At 40.0% G+C, this 16,962-nt stretch carries 17 protein-coding genes; 10 read left to right on the plus strand and 7 right to left on the minus strand.

Annotation, left to right across the window (positions count from 1 at the left end):
- Positions 1–72 precede the first annotated feature (72 nt).
- The 5 genes from tpx to sppA form a co-directional block, all read right to left on the minus strand.
- Positions 73–573, minus strand: a complete 501-nt coding sequence (tpx, locus tag MHI41_RS13330; RefSeq protein WP_007501731.1) for a thiol peroxidase — start codon at positions 571–573, stop codon at positions 73–75.
- A 112-nt stretch (positions 574–685) separates the two neighbouring features.
- Entirely contained in the window at positions 686–1,138 is a 453-nt protein-coding gene (gene ytfJ, locus MHI41_RS13335; RefSeq protein WP_007501733.1) for a GerW family sporulation protein, read from the minus strand.
- Positions 1,139–1,152: 14 nt separating this feature from the next.
- The gene (locus MHI41_RS13340) at positions 1,153–1,860 is read right to left on the minus strand and encodes a DUF2953 domain-containing protein (RefSeq protein WP_148780120.1); all 708 of its coding nucleotides are present in this window, start codon (positions 1,858–1,860) and stop codon (positions 1,153–1,155) included.
- A 101-nt stretch (positions 1,861–1,961) separates the two neighbouring features.
- Positions 1,962–2,486, minus strand: a complete 525-nt coding sequence (locus MHI41_RS13345) for an RDD family protein (protein ID WP_008343136.1) — start codon at positions 2,484–2,486, stop codon at positions 1,962–1,964.
- 14 nt (positions 2,487–2,500) lie between these two features.
- A complete protein-coding gene (gene sppA / locus MHI41_RS13350; RefSeq protein ID WP_008343134.1) occupies positions 2,501–3,502 on the minus strand; it encodes a signal peptide peptidase SppA in 1,002 nt (333 codons plus the stop codon).
- A 447-nt stretch (positions 3,503–3,949) separates the two neighbouring features.
- Between sppA and MHI41_RS13355 the strand changes: the two genes are divergently transcribed.
- The 8 genes from MHI41_RS13355 (at position 3,950) to MHI41_RS13390 (ending at position 12,316) form a co-directional block, all read left to right on the plus strand.
- A complete protein-coding gene (locus tag MHI41_RS13355) occupies positions 3,950–4,753 on the plus strand; it encodes an NAD kinase (protein WP_008343132.1) in 804 nt (267 codons plus the stop codon).
- A gap of 116 nt (positions 4,754–4,869) precedes the next feature.
- On the plus strand, positions 4,870–6,312 hold the full coding sequence (locus tag MHI41_RS13360; RefSeq protein ID WP_017367842.1) for a DEAD/DEAH box helicase: 1,443 nt from the start codon (positions 4,870–4,872) through the stop codon (positions 6,310–6,312).
- A 189-nt stretch (positions 6,313–6,501) separates the two neighbouring features.
- Positions 6,502–7,551 (plus strand): fatty acid desaturase, encoded by a 1,050-nt coding sequence (locus tag MHI41_RS13365; protein ID WP_008343127.1) that lies wholly within the window; start codon positions 6,502–6,504, stop codon positions 7,549–7,551.
- A gap of 117 nt (positions 7,552–7,668) precedes the next feature.
- Entirely contained in the window at positions 7,669–8,805 is a 1,137-nt protein-coding gene (locus tag MHI41_RS13370) for a sensor histidine kinase (RefSeq protein WP_165379033.1), read from the plus strand.
- Complete coding sequence (locus MHI41_RS13375) at positions 8,802–9,401, plus strand: response regulator transcription factor (RefSeq protein WP_035391139.1); 600 nt, start codon at positions 8,802–8,804, stop codon at positions 9,399–9,401. Before MHI41_RS13370 ends, MHI41_RS13375 begins: the two co-directional genes overlap by 4 nt.
- Before the next feature lie 190 nt (positions 9,402–9,591).
- Positions 9,592–10,512, plus strand: coding sequence for an iron-hydroxamate ABC transporter substrate-binding protein (locus MHI41_RS13380; RefSeq protein ID WP_281215583.1), 921 nt, complete (start codon positions 9,592–9,594; stop codon positions 10,510–10,512).
- Positions 10,513–10,622: 110 nt separating this feature from the next.
- Complete coding sequence (locus MHI41_RS13385; protein WP_058213913.1) at positions 10,623–11,312, plus strand: response regulator transcription factor; 690 nt, start codon at positions 10,623–10,625, stop codon at positions 11,310–11,312.
- Positions 11,312–12,316, plus strand: coding sequence for a sensor histidine kinase (locus tag MHI41_RS13390; RefSeq protein WP_255234020.1), 1,005 nt, complete (start codon positions 11,312–11,314; stop codon positions 12,314–12,316). The genes MHI41_RS13385 and MHI41_RS13390 overlap by 1 nt, the downstream gene beginning before the upstream one ends.
- Positions 12,317–12,390: 74 nt before the next feature.
- Here the strand turns inward: MHI41_RS13390 and MHI41_RS13395 are convergent, their stop codons facing one another.
- Together MHI41_RS13395 and MHI41_RS13400 are read right to left on the minus strand one after the other, a co-directional pair.
- Positions 12,391–13,635 carry an FtsW/RodA/SpoVE family cell cycle protein gene (locus MHI41_RS13395; RefSeq protein WP_282833747.1) on the minus strand — a complete coding sequence of 415 codons (1,245 nt, stop codon included), beginning with the start codon at positions 13,633–13,635 and terminating at the stop codon, positions 12,391–12,393.
- Positions 13,626–13,970: a PadR family transcriptional regulator gene (locus MHI41_RS13400; protein WP_148943429.1), complete on the minus strand. Its 345-nt coding sequence runs from the start codon at positions 13,968–13,970 to the stop codon at positions 13,626–13,628. The genes MHI41_RS13395 and MHI41_RS13400 overlap by 10 nt, the downstream gene beginning before the upstream one ends.
- Before the next feature lie 298 nt (positions 13,971–14,268).
- On the opposite strand from MHI41_RS13400, the gene MHI41_RS13405 reads away from it, so the two are divergent.
- Both MHI41_RS13405 and MHI41_RS13410 read left to right on the plus strand, forming a co-directional pair.
- Positions 14,269–15,030: an ABC transporter ATP-binding protein gene (locus MHI41_RS13405; protein WP_272511781.1), complete on the plus strand. Its 762-nt coding sequence runs from the start codon at positions 14,269–14,271 to the stop codon at positions 15,028–15,030.
- Positions 15,020–16,957 carry an ABC transporter permease gene (locus MHI41_RS13410; protein WP_342494244.1) on the plus strand — a complete coding sequence of 646 codons (1,938 nt, stop codon included), beginning with the start codon at positions 15,020–15,022 and terminating at the stop codon, positions 16,955–16,957. The genes MHI41_RS13405 and MHI41_RS13410 overlap by 11 nt, the downstream gene beginning before the upstream one ends.
- The last annotated feature ends 5 nt before the right edge of the window (positions 16,958–16,962 follow it).

The following is a 16,962-nucleotide window of genomic DNA, read 5'->3' on the forward strand; positions in this document are numbered from 1 at the left end:
CTTTGTTAAAAGCTATATGTTCTCATTGAAAAGAGCCCCAGTATGAAGCCGGAGCTCTTGTCGATGCTGCTTTTATAACAGTGATTTCGCAGCCTCAATGGCTTTTTCATAATTTGGATGATTGGTTGCTTCGCTTACATACTCAGTGTAAACGACTTTTCCGCTTGGGTCTAATACGAAGACCGCACGCGCCAATAAACGCAATTCTTTCATATATAAACCAAACGCTTCACCAAATGACATATCTCTATGATCAGATAATGTTTCGACATTTTCAATTCCGTTTGCTCCGCACCAGCGTGCTTGTGCAAATGGTAGGTCTGCACTAATGGTATAAATATTGACCGGACCTAAACCGGCTGCCTCTTCATTGAAACGTCTTGTTTGTGCGTCACACACACCTGTATCAATAGAAGGAATCACTGAGATAATCGTCACTTTTCCTGTTAAATCAGAAAGTGAAACTTCCCCTAGTGAGTTCGTTAATACCGTGAAATCTGGAGCCTGCTCGCCTACTTTCACTTCATTTCCTACAAGCGTTACTGGGCTCCCTTTAAATGTGATCGATGCCAAAACAATTCCTCCCTTATCAAATGTATGGTTCTATCATAGTAGAGAAAGCAAAAAACTGCAAAGCCTAATCGTCCATTTTGAAAAAAAAGTTAACTGCAGGGCAGCTAACTTTTTAAAGGTCTATGTCATCTAGTTTTCGTTCTTTGTGACGATGCTCCCGTTCATCCTTCTTAAACATGTGCTGAAGACGTTCAATTGCTTGAGGAGCAGAATCCAATATTTTATCGAGCAGATGTGTGTGTTCATCCAAATGAAGCATTCTAACGCCATTTGTTCCCACAATTAAAAAGGCGATTGGTGTAATCGATACTCCGCCACCGCTTCCGCCTCCAAATGGGAGTCTCGGTTCTTTTCGTTCTTGTTCATCAGACCGTTTTTCTTTCTTTTGGTTACCGTTGAATTCACTGCCGCCGGCTGCAAATCCAAAACCAACCTTTGACACAGTGAGAATGACACTGCCGTCAGGGGTTTCGACTGGATCGCCGATGATCGTGTTCACATCAATCATTTCTTTTAAGTTTTCCATCGCTGTCTTCATCAGACCTTGGATTGGATGATCTGCCATTTTCGGGTTCCTCCTTAAACAGATGATTCATTCTTCGTTGCTTGAAGAGAGGCATTTTTTCTCGCCTTTCTCCCTTTTAACCAATGGACAAGTAATCGAATGGCTGCAAGCATAGCATGTCCAATCCGAAAATAAGCTATACATGCAAAGTGTGTCTGTGATACATTGTGCTGAAAAGCGGGAATCACTTCATAGACGGGTTTGTGCTTAAAGGTGAGATGCTCCTGCATAAAGGCAAGAAGTGCTCCTTTGACTGACCACACACCGCCGGCTGCTACACCTGTTAAAGCTGCGTCATGAAAACCAATCCAGGTGGACCAGTGAAATGAGACGATTTTTATATGAATGAAGAACTTTCGCATGATCCGGTTTAGATCGACAATTTCTTTTGTAATACGCTCCATTTGATGAAGGATTTCCTTTACATCACGTTTTCCCACTTTTTTATGCATGGTTTCTTTTTCTTGATTAGACGTTTTGGTGCTGGCCATTTTCTTTTCACGAATATCAATCGTTTGATCTTCCGTATTCACTTTCACCATCGGAATGTCTTTCTTCAGTCTGACGATTCCATATAAGGTGATGATCTTCACCGCAATATGGTCATTGTCATTTGCATGTGAATAGTCCAGTGAAATGGTCACTTTCATAAAGATCAATAAGATCACAAGGAACAAAAAAGCTGCGATCCAAACGTACAGCACTGTGCTCACTTCCTCCATAACAAATGATGCTTCCTCTACGATTATGGCTCTCCTTCTGGATTTTATACCCAATCACCCAAAAAAAGAGTTTGACCGGTACCCGGCCAAACTCTCTTTGGTTATGCGTTTGATTCTGTTTTTTCATATAAATGTTCATGAACAACCACCGTATCTGCAAAGTAGTCATGAACCCCTTGCTTTTTCGGCGTGAACCCAACCACAGCATAGAGAACAAAAAGCGTATTAATATATCTCCCCACAATTTCTCTAAAGAAAATGACATCCCATGGCAGCTTCTTCTCCGGCTGAAGTGAGACGACTTTGATTCCAAACACCATCTTTCCAAGTGTTTGTTGGAAAATCTTCGTCATGATCGCAAAATAAAGCAGAAAGACAATTGTGGTTGTGACGGAAAATGGGGAAAACCAGCCTCCACCTTTTGACCAGCCAAAGAGACTAAAGATTGGAGAAACCGTCAAATGGTTAACACCCCATACGACGAGCCAATCTAGGATAAATGCCCAAAATCTAATCCAGAAACCTGCAAAGGCCTGCGCTTCAATTGAAGTGCGCTTCGCAAGAGTCGGCCTTGATTCTCCCTCTTGGCTGCGACTTTCCGTTACTTCATCGAATGTAGAATCCATCTATGATCCCTCCTTTATTTTGAATAGAGATACATCGGTTTAGACCCATTTGAGCCAGCCAGTGTTTCTTTTAAGTTCAGAAAATCAATTTCGCTTTTAAAGAGCTTGCTTGCACTCATATTGAAAAGAGAGTTCCAGCCAAAGCTTTGTGAATAGCTGATAACCTTTGCTCCTTTTAGGCCTTTTTCATTTTTCTTCATTGCTTTTAGTGCATCTTCATAGTACCCAAGCTCATCCACTAATCCGTTCGATTTCGCCTGTGTTCCGTCATAGACCCGGCCGTCAGCAATTTTCTTGACGTCCTGCTTAGACATGCCGCGTCCTTCAGAAATGACTTTCACAAAGCCTTCATAAGAGTTGTCAACCATGCTTTGCATGATAGCACGCTCATCTTTTGTCATATCACGATTTGGAGACATGATGTCTTTGAATTTTCCACTTTTAATGGTTTCATATTTGATGCCTAAATTATCTGCCAGCTTTGCATAATTCAAACTTTGCATGATGACCCCTAGAGAGCCTGTTAACGTTTCAGGTGAAGCAAAGATTTTTTTCGCTGGAGTGGATACATAATAGCCGCCAGAAGCCGCCATTGAACCCATGGAAACATAAATTGGCTTCTTCGCTTTCTTTACTTCTTCTAATTTTTTATGTATTTCAGCACTTTCATAGACACCGCCGCCAGGAGAGTTGACACGCAGCAAGACACCTTTCACAGACGCATCGTCTTTTGCTTTATCTAATTCTTTTAAGAACGCACGATGATCATATGCTTCCCCGCCTAAAAGGCTGGATGCACCACCGTTATCTTGAATCGTACCATTAATCTCAAGTACAGCAATTTTACTCGCTCCGCTGCCATCCTCTAGTACCTTTTCTTCGATTTCGTCCCCGAATTGATAGCTCATCTTATTATCATTGAAGCTTTCATACAAGGCCGTCGTGATACTAATCACAATCGAAAAGCCGAAAACACCAAGTGCAATGATTAAGGCTACCCATCTTTTCGCATTCATTTCTTTCTCCTCCTTTTTGTCTCACTTCGTTCATACGAATACACACATGAAATGTTTCACAGGAACTGTGGTTTTTTTACATTTCATTTCAACATATGATAGCACCGATGTGAAATGACGATCAACTTTACATCTTCTATCATTTGCTCATCATGACGAAAAATTGGTTATTTTATCCTCTTCCTACATCTAATAGCTCAGATCATCTCCACAACGAAACGCCCAGACCTCTCTAGCCTCCAAAATGAGCTATTAAATTATGCTCAAAGTCAGCGTTGTCTAATCACTTACAATGACTCATTTCTCAAATGGAAGCCTCTATCATGATGAAGCGTCTTTCTAATATTTTTACTTTCATATGAAAAAAGTGTAAAATGTGAGCAAGGGTTTTTATGTAAGCCCTTTACTACTCGAAATCTATTTTTGACAACAAAGGGGAGAACGTCAATGACAGACAATCGTCGCAATGTATTTTTCTTTTACAAAAAAGATCATGAATTGGATGGACACATTTCTTCTCTGGAGAAGCTCGCTACCGATCAAGGCTTTCACGTCGTAAAGCGTGCAGAAGATGCCCATATCATTGCTTCAATTGGTGGAGATGGTACATTTCTTCAAGCGGTCCGCAAAACGAACTTCCGGGATGACTGCTTGTATGTAGGGGTATCAAAAACAGAGAATTCGCACCTATACTGCGATTTTTCGTTAGAACATTTTGATAAAATGATTGATGCCATGAACACTGAACAAATTGAAGTGAGAAAATATCCGATCATCGATGTAAGCGTTGACAGTACAAACCAGTTCCATTGTTTAAACGAACTGTCGATCCGCTCTAGCATCATTAAAACATTTGTCATCGATGTGTATATAGATGATTTCCATTTTGAAACCTTTAGAGGCGACGGGATGATTATTTCCACTCCGACCGGTTCAACGGCCTACAATAAATCTGTCAACGGCGCCGTGGTGGATCCGATGCTTCCGTGTATGCAAGTAACCGAGCTGGCATCACTGAATAACAACTCATACCGTACACTTGGAGCTCCTTTCATTTTAAGCAGTGATCGCAAGCTGACACTAAAGGTTGTTCAGGACGGTAACGACCATCCGATTATCGGTCTTGATAACGAAGCGCTAGGTACAAAACATGTCAAACAAATTGATATTGGCCTTTCTGGTAAAGTGATCAAAACGGTCAAATTAAAAGATAACTCCTATTGGGAAAAAGTAAAACGCAGATTCCTTTAATCATTGACAAGCTCCTTTACGGGGCTTTTTTTCATGCCTTTTCATTCAAGGTCATGGTGTCTTTGAAAAGATATGGTATGATGTCACAAGTATACATGTACGAAAAGGAGAACACGATGCCATTACAACATTTTGATCAATATCCATTAAGCGATGAATTGAAACAAGCGCTAGAAGCGCTTCATTTCCATACACCTACACCCGTCCAGCACGAGACATTATCCGTTGCTTTTTCAAAGCAGGACCTCATTGTCAAATCTCAGACAGGCAGTGGCAAAACAGCAGCCTACGGTCTGCCAATTTGTGAAATGGTGGATTGGGCTGAGAATAAACCTCAAGCCCTCATCCTCGTCCCAACAAGAGAACTTGCCATGCAGGTCAAACAGGATCTGACCAGCCTCGGACGATTTAAACGAATCAAAGCGGCCGCCATTTATGGAAAAGCTCCATTTCAAGCACAAAAAATAGAGCTTGCACAAAAGAACCACATTGTGTGCGGAACGCCAGGACGAATATTGGATCACCTCGAAAAAGGGACACTTTCTTTAGACAATCTGTCATTTTTCGTGTTAGATGAAGCAGACGAAATGCTGAACATGGGATTTATTGATCAAGTCTCTTCTATTATTCAGCATCTGCCGCCAAAGCGGATGTCGATGTTATTTTCAGCGACGATGTCTGATGAAATGAAGGATTTGAGTGAGCAGTTTTTACAATCGCCAAAAGTGATAGAGATTGCTCGGGAGGAAACGACGAAGCAGCAAATCACCCACACGTTGATTGAAACCGAGGAAGAAGGCAAATTTTCATTACTTCAACGAACGATTGTCATTGAAAATCCAGATAGCTGTATCATTTTTTGCAATACGCAGGAGCGAGTGAATGAGCTGACGATGAAGCTGGATGAGTGGGATGTTCCTTGCGATAAGATTCATGGCGGGATGAGGCAGGAAGACCGCTTTGCCGTCATGGATGAATTCAAAAACGGGGAATTCCGTTATTTGATCGCAACAGATATTGCAGCCCGAGGAATTGATGTCAGTGATATGACACATGTCATTCATTACGACTTGCCATATGAAAAAGAACGCTATATTCACCGGACCGGAAGAACTGGCAGAGCGGGTAAAAGCGGAAAAACGATTGCGTTTATGACAAGGCACGGGCAGCCGCTCATTGAAGAATTAAAAGAGGAAGCTGGCATTCATTTTCAAATTCAGCCTTATCCTACAAAAGAAGAAGCAGAACAGCATGTGGCAAGCTTTGAAGAAAAAATTGAAACACCGATTCAAAAGGAAAATAAGCAGGCCGGCATAGAAAAAGATATTATGAAGCTGTATTTTAATGGCGGGAAGAAAAAGAAACTCCGGGCAGTTGATTTCGTTGGAACGATCGCCAAAATAGACGGCGTTGCGTTTGATGACATTGGGATTATTACCATTCAGGAAACGAAAACATATGTAGATATTTTAAATGGCAAAGGCCCTCTTGTGCTAAAAGCCATGCGGCACACAACGATTAAAGGCAAGCAGTTAAAAGTACATGAAGCACGTGCATAAAAAGTGAAGGCTAAGCGCCTTTACTTTTTTTATTTAAAATAAAATAAGCTTACAACCCTTGAACCATCAGCCTTTCCCGCGTCCAACATGACAAATGTCATATTGAATACATGATGGGTGCTACTATGAGCATGACACCTTTCCTTCTATACTTTGAAGTAGAAAGAAACGGAAAGGACTTGAACGTTCATGACGACTTCAACAAACACACAGCAGCAAGCCACTTTAAGAAAACAAGTTGGCCAATTCTCTGGTGCTAATTCGAAAAAAAGTATCATTCAACTCTTTAATACATTCATTCCATTTTTGGGGCTTTGGTTTCTTGCCTATTATAGCCTGAACATCTCCTACCTTTTAACCCTCTTCTTTGCGGTTATTGCAGCTGGTTTTTTAGTACGTGTCTTTATTATTTTTCACGACTGCTGCCATCAATCCTTTTTTAAACAGAAGCCGCTGAATCACCTGTTCGGTTTTGTAACGGGCGTACTCACCCTTTTCCCTTATCTTCAATGGCAAAGAGATCATTCAATTCACCATGCCACAAGCAGTAATCTAGACAAACGAGGTACTGGCGACATTTGGCTCCTGACAGTCAAAGAATATCAAGAAGCATCAGCTTGGACGAAATTTCGCTACAGATTTTACCGTAATCCTTTTGTGATGTTTATTTTAGGACCGATCTTTGTTTTTCTCTTAAAAAACCGTTTCAACGTCAAAAATGCTCGTAAAAAAGAGCGCTGGAACACGTATTTCACAAACGTGAGCATCATTGCGCTAGCAACTGCAACGTGTCTTCTTTTTGGCTGGCAGGAGTTCCTGCTTGTCCAAGGTCCAATCTTCCTGATCTCAGGGTCAATCGGTGTATGGTTATTTTATGTGCAGCATACATTTGAAGATTCTTACTTTGAAGCAGATGAACATTGGAATTATGTGCAGGCAGCTGTAGAAGGCAGTTCTTTTTACAAATTGCCAAAGCTTCTTCAATGGTTAACAGGCAATATTGGTTACCACCATGTCCATCATTTAAGCCCGAGGGTACCGAATTATCATTTAGAACATGCCCATGAACACAGTGAACCACTTAAAAATGTGCCAACCATCACGTTAAAGACTAGTATTGAGTCGATGAAATTCAGACTATGGGATGAAGAGACGAAAGCATTTGTGACCTTTAAAGAAGCACGTCAGACTAGAATCACCCCTGTCATAAAAGGAGACATTCTGAAGAAGAATGCATAATTGGCGCAAGCTCTTTCTTACAATAGAAGGAGCTTGTTGTATTTGCAGGATGCGCTCATCTGTTCAATTTGATAAAGTAGTGAAAAAGACTGAAAAAATGAAAAAGGTGAATCACGGATGAAAAAACAACTTAAAATTCAAAAACTGCATGGGATTTCCCCATATATTTGGGCGATTTTTTTCATCCTGCCCTTTTATTTTATCTTTAAGACCCCTTCGACTTTAGGCATTGTGATCGGCATTATTTTAAACGTCGTCTTTTTTGCGGTCTACCGTTTTGCCTTTGTCTCAAAGGGCTGGTCGTTATATGTATTCGGCCTTCTATTAATCGCCATTTCGACTGGTTATGTGATGCTCTACAGCTACATTTATTTTGCTTTTTGTATCGCCTATTTCAACGGGCATATCAAAAGAAAAGTCCCTTTCTATATCTTATACTATATCCATATAGCGAGCGCTGCCGTAGCGGTGAACTTTAGCCTGATCTTAAAAAAGGGCTGGTTTCTCACGCAAATTCCGTTTGTCGTGATTACACTGATCAGCGCCATCCTCCTCCCTCTTAGCATTAGAAGCAGGAAGGAACGTGAACGGCTAGAAGAGAAATTAGAATATGCCAATGAACGGATCGCCGATCTTGTCAAACTTGAAGAAAGACAGCGAATTGCTCGCGATCTGCATGACACACTTGGACAAAAACTCTCTCTCATTGGATTAAAAAGTGACCTTGCCCGTAAGCTCGTGTATAAAGACCCTGAACAGGCTCGTGCCGAACTAAAAAGCGTCCAGCAGACAGCTAGAACGTCTCTAAATGAAGTGCGAAAAATTGTTTCTTCCATGAAAGGCATTCGGATCAAAGATGAAATATTGAACATCAAGCAAATACTTGAAGCCGCCGATATTGACATGATTTATGATGAAAAAGAAGCGCCGAAACACATCTCTCTTCTTAACGAAAACATTGTGAGCATGTGCATCAAAGAGGCCGTGACGAATGTCGTCAAGCATAGCGACGCCACTGTCTGTCAAATCACGATTCATCAAAAGTCAAAGGAAGCTGTCATTACAGTTGAGGATAACGGCACATTTAAAGGCAGTCATCCATCCTCTCAAACGAAGGGACATGGCCTTGCAGGGATTAGAGAAAGATTGGAATTTGCAAATGGACGCCTGCACATTGAGACAAAAAACGGGACGAAGCTGATCATGAGCATTCCAAATGATTCAGCAGCGAAAGATAAGGAGGAAATAAAATGATTAACATCTTTATCGCAGAGGATCAGCAAATGCTGCTCGGTGCTCTTGGATCGCTTCTCGATTTAGAAGACGATATGACGGTTGTTGGAAAAGGCACAAACGGCCAGGACGCCATAGATTTTGCTAAAAAACACCCGGTCGACATTTGTTTAATGGATATTGAGATGCCAGGAAAATCTGGGCTCGATGCCGCTGAAGAACTCAAAAAGTCTGATGTGAAGATCATCATTTTAACAACCTTTGCCCGTTCTGGCTATTTTCAAAGAGCGCTGAAAGCTGGCGTTAGCGGCTACATGCTGAAAGACAGCCCAAGCGAGGATTTGGCAAGTGCCATCCGCAGCGTGATGAAAGGGAAAAAGGTGTACGCCCCTGAATTAATGGAAGACTTGTATAGCGACGAAAATCCTTTAACTGAACGAGAAAAGTCGGTTCTAGAACTCGTCGCAGACGGAAAAAACACAAAAGAAATCGCCAAGGAACTCAGCATAAAAAGCGGCACTGTCCGAAACTACATATCCGTTATTTTAGATAAACTAGAAGTCAAAAACCGAATTGAGGCCATTACTCGTTCCAAAGAAAAAGGCTGGTTTAAATAAGAAAAAAGATCAGGTCATACACTGCCTTGATCTTTTTTTCTTTCTATCATTATTCCTCTATCCACAGCTAAAATATCATTGACAACAAACCTCACATCTATGGTATGATATCTGAGTGATAATAATTATCATTATCACTCATACAACCAAATACACGGCTTAAGTGCCGATTTCAAAGGAGTCTACATTCATGAAGAAAATATTGTTCCCTCTGATGCTCATCTTCGTACTTGCGTTGAGCGCATGTGGCAATAGCAGCAACTCTTCCTCAAATAAAGGAAAAAATCAATCAACGTCAGACACGATTACATATCAATCTGAAAATGGACCTGTGAAGCTGCCAGCAAATCCAAAACGTGTTGTTGTTCTCGCCTCTTATACAGGAAATGTCTTGTCACTTGGTGTGAACCTTGTGGGTGTTGACTCTTGGTCAAAAAAGAATCCACGTTTCAAAAAGAAATTAAAAAATGTGGAAGAAGTCTCAGATGAAAATGTAGAAAAAATCATGAAGCTAAAGCCTGATGTCATCATCGGTTTAAGCGGTGCAAAAAATGTAGAAAAACTAAAAAAAATCGCCCCAACTGTTTTATTCACGTATAACAAAGTCGATTACCTTCAGCAGCATATTGAAATTGGAAAAGTCTTAAACAAAGAAAAAGAAGCAGAAGCATGGGTGAAAGATTTCAAAAAGCGCACAGCTGAAGCTGGCAAAGAAATCAAAGCAAAAATCGGTGAAGATGCAACCGTATCTGTCTTTGAAAGCGGCACAAAAGATCTTTACGTCTTTGGAGATGCATGGGGACGCGGAACAGAAATCCTCTACCAAGCAATGAAACTAAAAATGCCTGAAAAAGTAAAAGAAAAAGCATTAAAAGCTGGCTATTATGCGGTGTCACAAGAGGTCATCCCTGAATTTGCCGGAGACTATATGATCATTAGCAAAAACAGCGAGATGGACAATTCCTATCAAAACAGTGAAATCTATAAGTCCATTCCTGCTGTGAAAAAACATCGTGTGTATGAAGCAAATGCGGAAGAGTTTTACTTTAATGACCCGCTCACACTTGAATATCAATTATCATTCTTTAAAAAGCACTTTTTAGGTAAATAAACCGAAGCAAGGGACCTCTTCCCTTGCTTTTTTGCTGTCTGCTTCTAGCGGGAGTGCCTATTTTCCGCTACAATGATGTACAAGCTAATTTAAAAAGTGTGGTGCTCGTTTTGTTTAAAATTTTGCTGATTGAGGATGATACAACCCTCTTCCAAGAAATCAAAGAACGTTTAGTCAACTGGTCTTATGATGTGTATGGGATCAACAATTTTCAACAGGTCATGCAGGAGTTCACTTCCATCCAGCCTGATCTAGTCATTATTGATATTCAGCTGCCAAAGTACGATGGCTTTCATTGGTGCCGGATGATTCGGCATCATTCTAATGTGCCCATCATCTTTCTTTCCTCTCGTGATCACCCTGCTGATATGGTCATGTCGATGCAGCTTGGAGCTGATGATTTTGTACAAAAGCCCTTTCACTTTGACGTTCTCATCGCCAAAGTAAGTGCTGTTCTTCGCCGAGTCCATGATTATAATGCGGAACCAGCCAACTTAAAAGTTTGGTGCGGCGCTACCCTTGACCTCGAAAATAATACAGTGGCGAATGAAGACGGTGAGGTTGAATTAACAAAAAATGAGTTTTTTATTCTCAAAGAATTGATTCAGCATAAAAATCATATCGTCAAAAGGGAATCTCTCATCCAAGCATTATGGGAGGATGAACGATTCGTGAGTGACAATACACTCACTGTAAACGTCAACCGCCTTAGAAAAAAACTAGACGAAATCTCCCTTGGCGCCTTCATTGAAACAAAGGTGGGTCAAGGTTATCTTGCAAAAGAAAAGGATGATCAATAATGCTGCAAGCATTTCTAAAAGAACGAAGAAGCTGGATCTTGTTCTTTCTTAGTTTGCAGCTTCTCATTCTCTTTGTTGCTTATTTGGATACAACGATTCCACTCGCTTCTCTTTTTTATATCGTGCTTTTGTCTATATTACTCTTCATTGTCTTTCTTTTTTTTCGTTACCGGAAAGAAACTGCTTATTATGAACAACTGAAAGAATGGGACGAAAATATAGACCATCAAATGCGTCTCAAACCCTCTTCCCCTTTTGAACAAATTGTACAGGAGGCAGCGTCAGAGCAAATCGACCGATACCGCCAGATGACGGCTAAGCAAAAGACTGCGCTGGAAGAAGAAAAAGATGAACTACTCTCATGGATACATGAGGTGAAAACGCCGCTCACGGCGATGCACTTAATGATTGACCGCATAACAGAACAGCCGCTCAAATCAAATATGACATATGAATGGCTTAGAATACATTTACTCCTTGATGCACAGCTGCATCAAAGCAGGATCCAACATATTGAAAATGATTTATTTATTGAAAAACTGGATCTCCAAAACATGCTAACGAAAGAAATCAAAGCGCTCCAATCGTGGTGTATGCAAAAAGGAATTGGCTTTGACCTTTTATTAGAAGAGCGAGACGTATTAAGTGACACAAAATGGTTATCCTTTATGATCAGACAAGTGCTGACAAACGCAGTCAAGTACAGCCAATCATCTGACATTATCATCGAAAGCAAACAAATGAACGAACAAGTGGTGCTCACCATCACAGATCAAGGTAGAGGAATTGACCCAAGAGACGTGTCCCGTATTTTTGAAAAAGGCTTTACCTCCACAAGACATCACAATGACACGGCCTCCACAGGCATGGGGCTCTATTTAACAAAAAAGGGAGCTGACGCTCTTCATATCACGATCGAGGTCAACTCCACATTAGATCAAGGGACCACTTTTACCTTTATTTTTCCGAAAAAGAATGATTTTGTGCATATTGCGAGCATGTGAACATGCAGTTCAAGAAACCCAATCTCTTCATTCAACGATTCATTGAAGAGATTGGGTTATTTTATACAGCTATATCATGCTACTTCACGGGACATCCCCCCTAGATTTTTCCTTCTATAAATACTCATTAGCAGCCCGACTGACATCATTTCTAGAAGAATATGAGATCCCCCATAGCTCATAAAAGGCATGGAAACTCCTGATATAGGCAATAATCCAAAGTTTGTAAAAATACTTAAGATAAATTTTGCTGCAAATGTGGTTGCCAAACCAATCATTAATATTTTGCCATAAGCAGATTGAACTCGTTTCGCTGTATGAGCTACTCTATAAATCAAAGTCACAAACAAAATAAAAACGGCCAATCCTGCGAACCATCCGAATGAATAAATGATATACGTCAACATCCAATCAGTGTGAACATCATACAATGCGTACGGATTTATCTGAAAACCATTTGAGCTAAATTCATGAAGTGAGTATTGGTAAAAGTGGGACATATCAGCTTGATAAAGAGAAAATAATTGAACAATGAGATAGACAATACCTGCTGCTGTAAACAGAATAAGCTGTCTCATTCTTGCATGAGATACATACATCATCGTTATGCATATGACCATAAAGGTGATGGTTGCAGAAAGAGATCCGACTATATGTAATAAAATAATGGGTAAAGTGACAATCGCTAACCCTAGCCAGGACTTGAAACCATTCTTCCAATTCCAAGATTGATAAATGCCCGCTAACGAAATAATCATCAGAAATGGAAAAATTTCAGTCAGATTGATCGATCCATTATTTAAGCTTAAAAAGAGAATACCGTTCACTCTTGTCCCAATCATCATTGTAAGAATCAGCATTCCAATCGTTCCTATGTATAAATGCCATGAATAGGGTAAAAAGCGCCGATAATCAAAAGCAAACAGTCCAAACATCAACGCAAGACCAAATACATAGTAAATGAGACTTTTATAAAAGATATTCGTGTCTTGAAAATGAAGTAAATGAGAATGAAACTGAAAATAATACATTACAAACAGCCCAAATAAACAAGTAGCTAATACAAGAAGTATCGTTTTAAAGTCAACTTGAGTTTTGTGTGTTTCATGAAGCTGCATTCCGAGTATGGCTGCATCTCCAATTTGATCGAGCGCTTGATCTACCGCCTCTTCTTCTGACATGCCCGCACTGACCGCTTCCTCTTTCAGTGTGTATAAATGATCACGAAGCTCAAGCTTTATACTTGAATGTACGTCTTTATTTTTGATTCGTTTACACACATTTTTGATATATTGTTCAAATTTTTTCTCTAGTCCCATACGACTTTCTCCCCGTTCAAAACGCCATCTACTGCATCTTTGAACACATTCCATTCTTCCTTCTTTTCCTTCATAAACGCTTTGCCCTGTTCATTAATCCGATAATACTTCCTTTTTCGATTGCCATTCCCTTCACCCCAGTAAGACACAATGAATCCCTTCCCCTCCAAAGTGTGCAAAATAGGATATATCGTTCCCTCTTTAAAGCTAAAAATTCCTTCGGATTTCGACTCCAATTCCTTAATCATTTCATATCCATACATTGGCTTTTCATTTAGCAAGCTTAAAATAAGGGTAGCAGTACTCCCCTTTAGAAGCTCTTTACTCACTTTCATCCATCGTCACCTCTAATACATAGATTTACTATGCATATATTTGATATGCATATCTTACATGAAATCACATACTCTGTAAAGGTTCATCAGAAAAAAACAAGAAATTTGATACATCATAGCGAAAAACAGATAAAATAATTGAATATCAATCTGAATTCTACATAAGGCTTTGACATATAAAACAAGCATGTGACAACAATGTCACATGCACGTCTATTTTGTTCGCCAAATCGCAGGAAGTCTGATCGGCTTCTTTTTATACTAGAGATATCAATTAAATAAAAAAGGGGTTCGACAGATGAACATTTTAGAAGCTCGCAAGTTATATAAAAACTATGGAAACAAATTCAATAAACAAGAGGTGCTGAAAGGCATTGATTTGACGATAGAAGCTGGAGAATTTGTCAGCATCATGGGGCCATCAGGCTCGGGGAAAACGACCCTTTTGAACGTATTGTCATCGATTGATCATGTGTCCAGCGGATCGATTCGGATCGCGGATGCAGAAATGACGCAAATGAAAGATCAGCAGCTCGCTGAATTTAGAAAGAAACAGCTTGGCTTTGTTTTTCAGGATTATAACTTACTTGATACACTCACGGTTAAAGAGAACATCCTCTTGCCATTATCCATCTCCAAAACGCCTAAAAAAGAAGCTTTTGAACGCTTTCAACAGCTTGCAGAGGATATGGGGATTTATGAACTAAGAGACAAATATCCAAATGAACTGTCTGGGGGACAAAAGCAACGGACATCTGCGGTTCGTGCCTTTATTCACGAACCAAGCCTCATTTTTGCTGATGAACCAACTGGAGCACTTGATTCCAAATCTGCGTCTGACTTACTGAACAAGCTGCAAGAATTCAATCACAAGCGCAAAGCAACTATTGTCATGGTGACCCATGACCCTGTTGCAGCCAGTTATTCAAGACGAGTGATTTTTATCAAAGATGGACAGATCTATACACAATTGAATAAAGGCGCACTAGAGAGAAAGATGTTTTTCGAGGATATTATGAAAACGCAAGGTGTTTTAGGCGGTGTGAAGCATGAACATTAATCAGCTCGTCTTCCGCAATCTGAAGAAAAACTTAAAAAATTACTATTTATACGTGTTTGCACTTGTATTTAGTGTGGCGCTCTATTTTTCCTTTGTCACCTTGCAGTATTCACCAGCACTTGATGATGTAAAAGGGTCTATTAAAGGCGGTGCGTCAATTAAAGCCGCTTCTATTCTGCTAATCGCCATCGTCGGCATCTTCCTTTTATATGCAAATAGCATTTTCATCAAACGTAGAGGAAAAGAAATCGGCCTCTTGCAGCTCATTGGAATGACGAAACAAAATATTGCCAAGCTGCTCCATGCAGAAAATTTTATCCTATATATAATTGCGATGGCTATTGGTATATTTACCGGATTTATCGGCTCAAAGCTGATGCTGATGGTTCTATTTAAAGTGACCGGTGTTCATGCAATTGCCAATCTTCATTTTTCTGGCATGGCTCTTTTGCAAACGGTCATCGTGTTTCTCTTGATTTATGTTGTCATCATGCTAAGAAATAGACGTTTCATTCAGAAGCAAACGATCTTAGCTTTGTTTAGAACCACCTCTTCTACAGAGCAGCGCATTAAAAAAATCTCTGTCTTTGAAATCATCATCGGGATTCTAGGCATTGCCTTCATCAGCTCAGGCTATTACATTTCTTCTCAGCTTTTTAGTGGCACATACACATCGATGTTTTCGTTATTTTTAGCCATGATCTATATTTTAGGTTCTGTCATTATTGGTACTTTCCTTTTCTATAAAGGCTCTGTTTCATTCATTGCCAATATCGTACGAAAAAGAAAAAATGGCTACCTTGCCATTCATGAAGTCTTGTCTTTATCGTCGATAATGTTCCGTTTAAAATCAAATGCATTGCTGTTAACGATTATTACTACAGTATCTGCACTTGCCATCGGTTTGTTATCACTCAGCTATATTTCCTACTACTCAGCAGAAAAAACAGCTGAACAACAAATTCCAGCACATTTTGTCATGGGGTCAGAGAAGGATGCTGGCACATTCACTCGTGCACTTTCTGATCAGCATATTGCCTATGAGAAAAAGCAGTTCGAGGTCATTCAAGCCGATTTTGATGCAAATCAGATCATCGATACGAAGTTAAGCAGTGTGAATAAAGCTCCAGGAGTCTTGACACTACCTGTGATCAGCGAGAAAAACGCACCAAATATTCATGTAGAGAACAACGAAGTCATGTTAAGCGGCTACAATGATTTATTGAAAAAATTCATGCCGATTCAAAGCACCGGTGATGTGAAACTTTTAATAAAAAAACCAATTGATTTAAAAGTAATTGATATGAAAAAGGATCATTTAATCTCTTACCAGTTTACTTTTGGCGGCCTACCTGTTGCTGTCGTCAGTGAAAGTGTTTTTGAGCAGCTCGACCAAAACAAAGATCCTAAACTGCAGCGTGAGAATAACCAATATATTGCGATCAATATAAAAGATGAGGGAAAGGTTGAACAAGCCAATGACGTCTTTATGTCTGCGAAATTGAGTGATGAAAGCATGTCTAGATTTGCTAACACTCAGCAGCAAAAACAAACCATCGGATTGATGATGTTTGTAGTCGGATTTTTAGGCCTCAGCTTCCTTGTGACATCAGGCTGTATTTTATACTTTAAACAGATGAATGAGAGTGAAGAGGAACAAAGCTCATACACGATTCTGCGTAAGCTTGGTTTTACGGAGACAGATCTCTTAAAAGGCATTCGGCTCAAACAGCTCTTCAACTTTGGCATTCCGCTTCTCGTCGGACTGCTGCACAGCTACTTTGCTGTACAATCTGGCTGGTTTTTATTTGGCAGCGAACTGTGGACTCCTATGCTGATTGTGATGACGATTTATACCGTTTTATACTCCGTCTTCGGATTCCTATCTGTCCAATATTATAAAAAAGTCATTAAAGAATCGTTGTAAAGTAT

The organism is Bacillus sp. FSL M7-0307, from assembly GCF_038627835.1.
Classification (GTDB): domain Bacteria; phylum Bacillota; class Bacilli; order Bacillales; family Bacillaceae; genus Bacillus; species Bacillus altitudinis.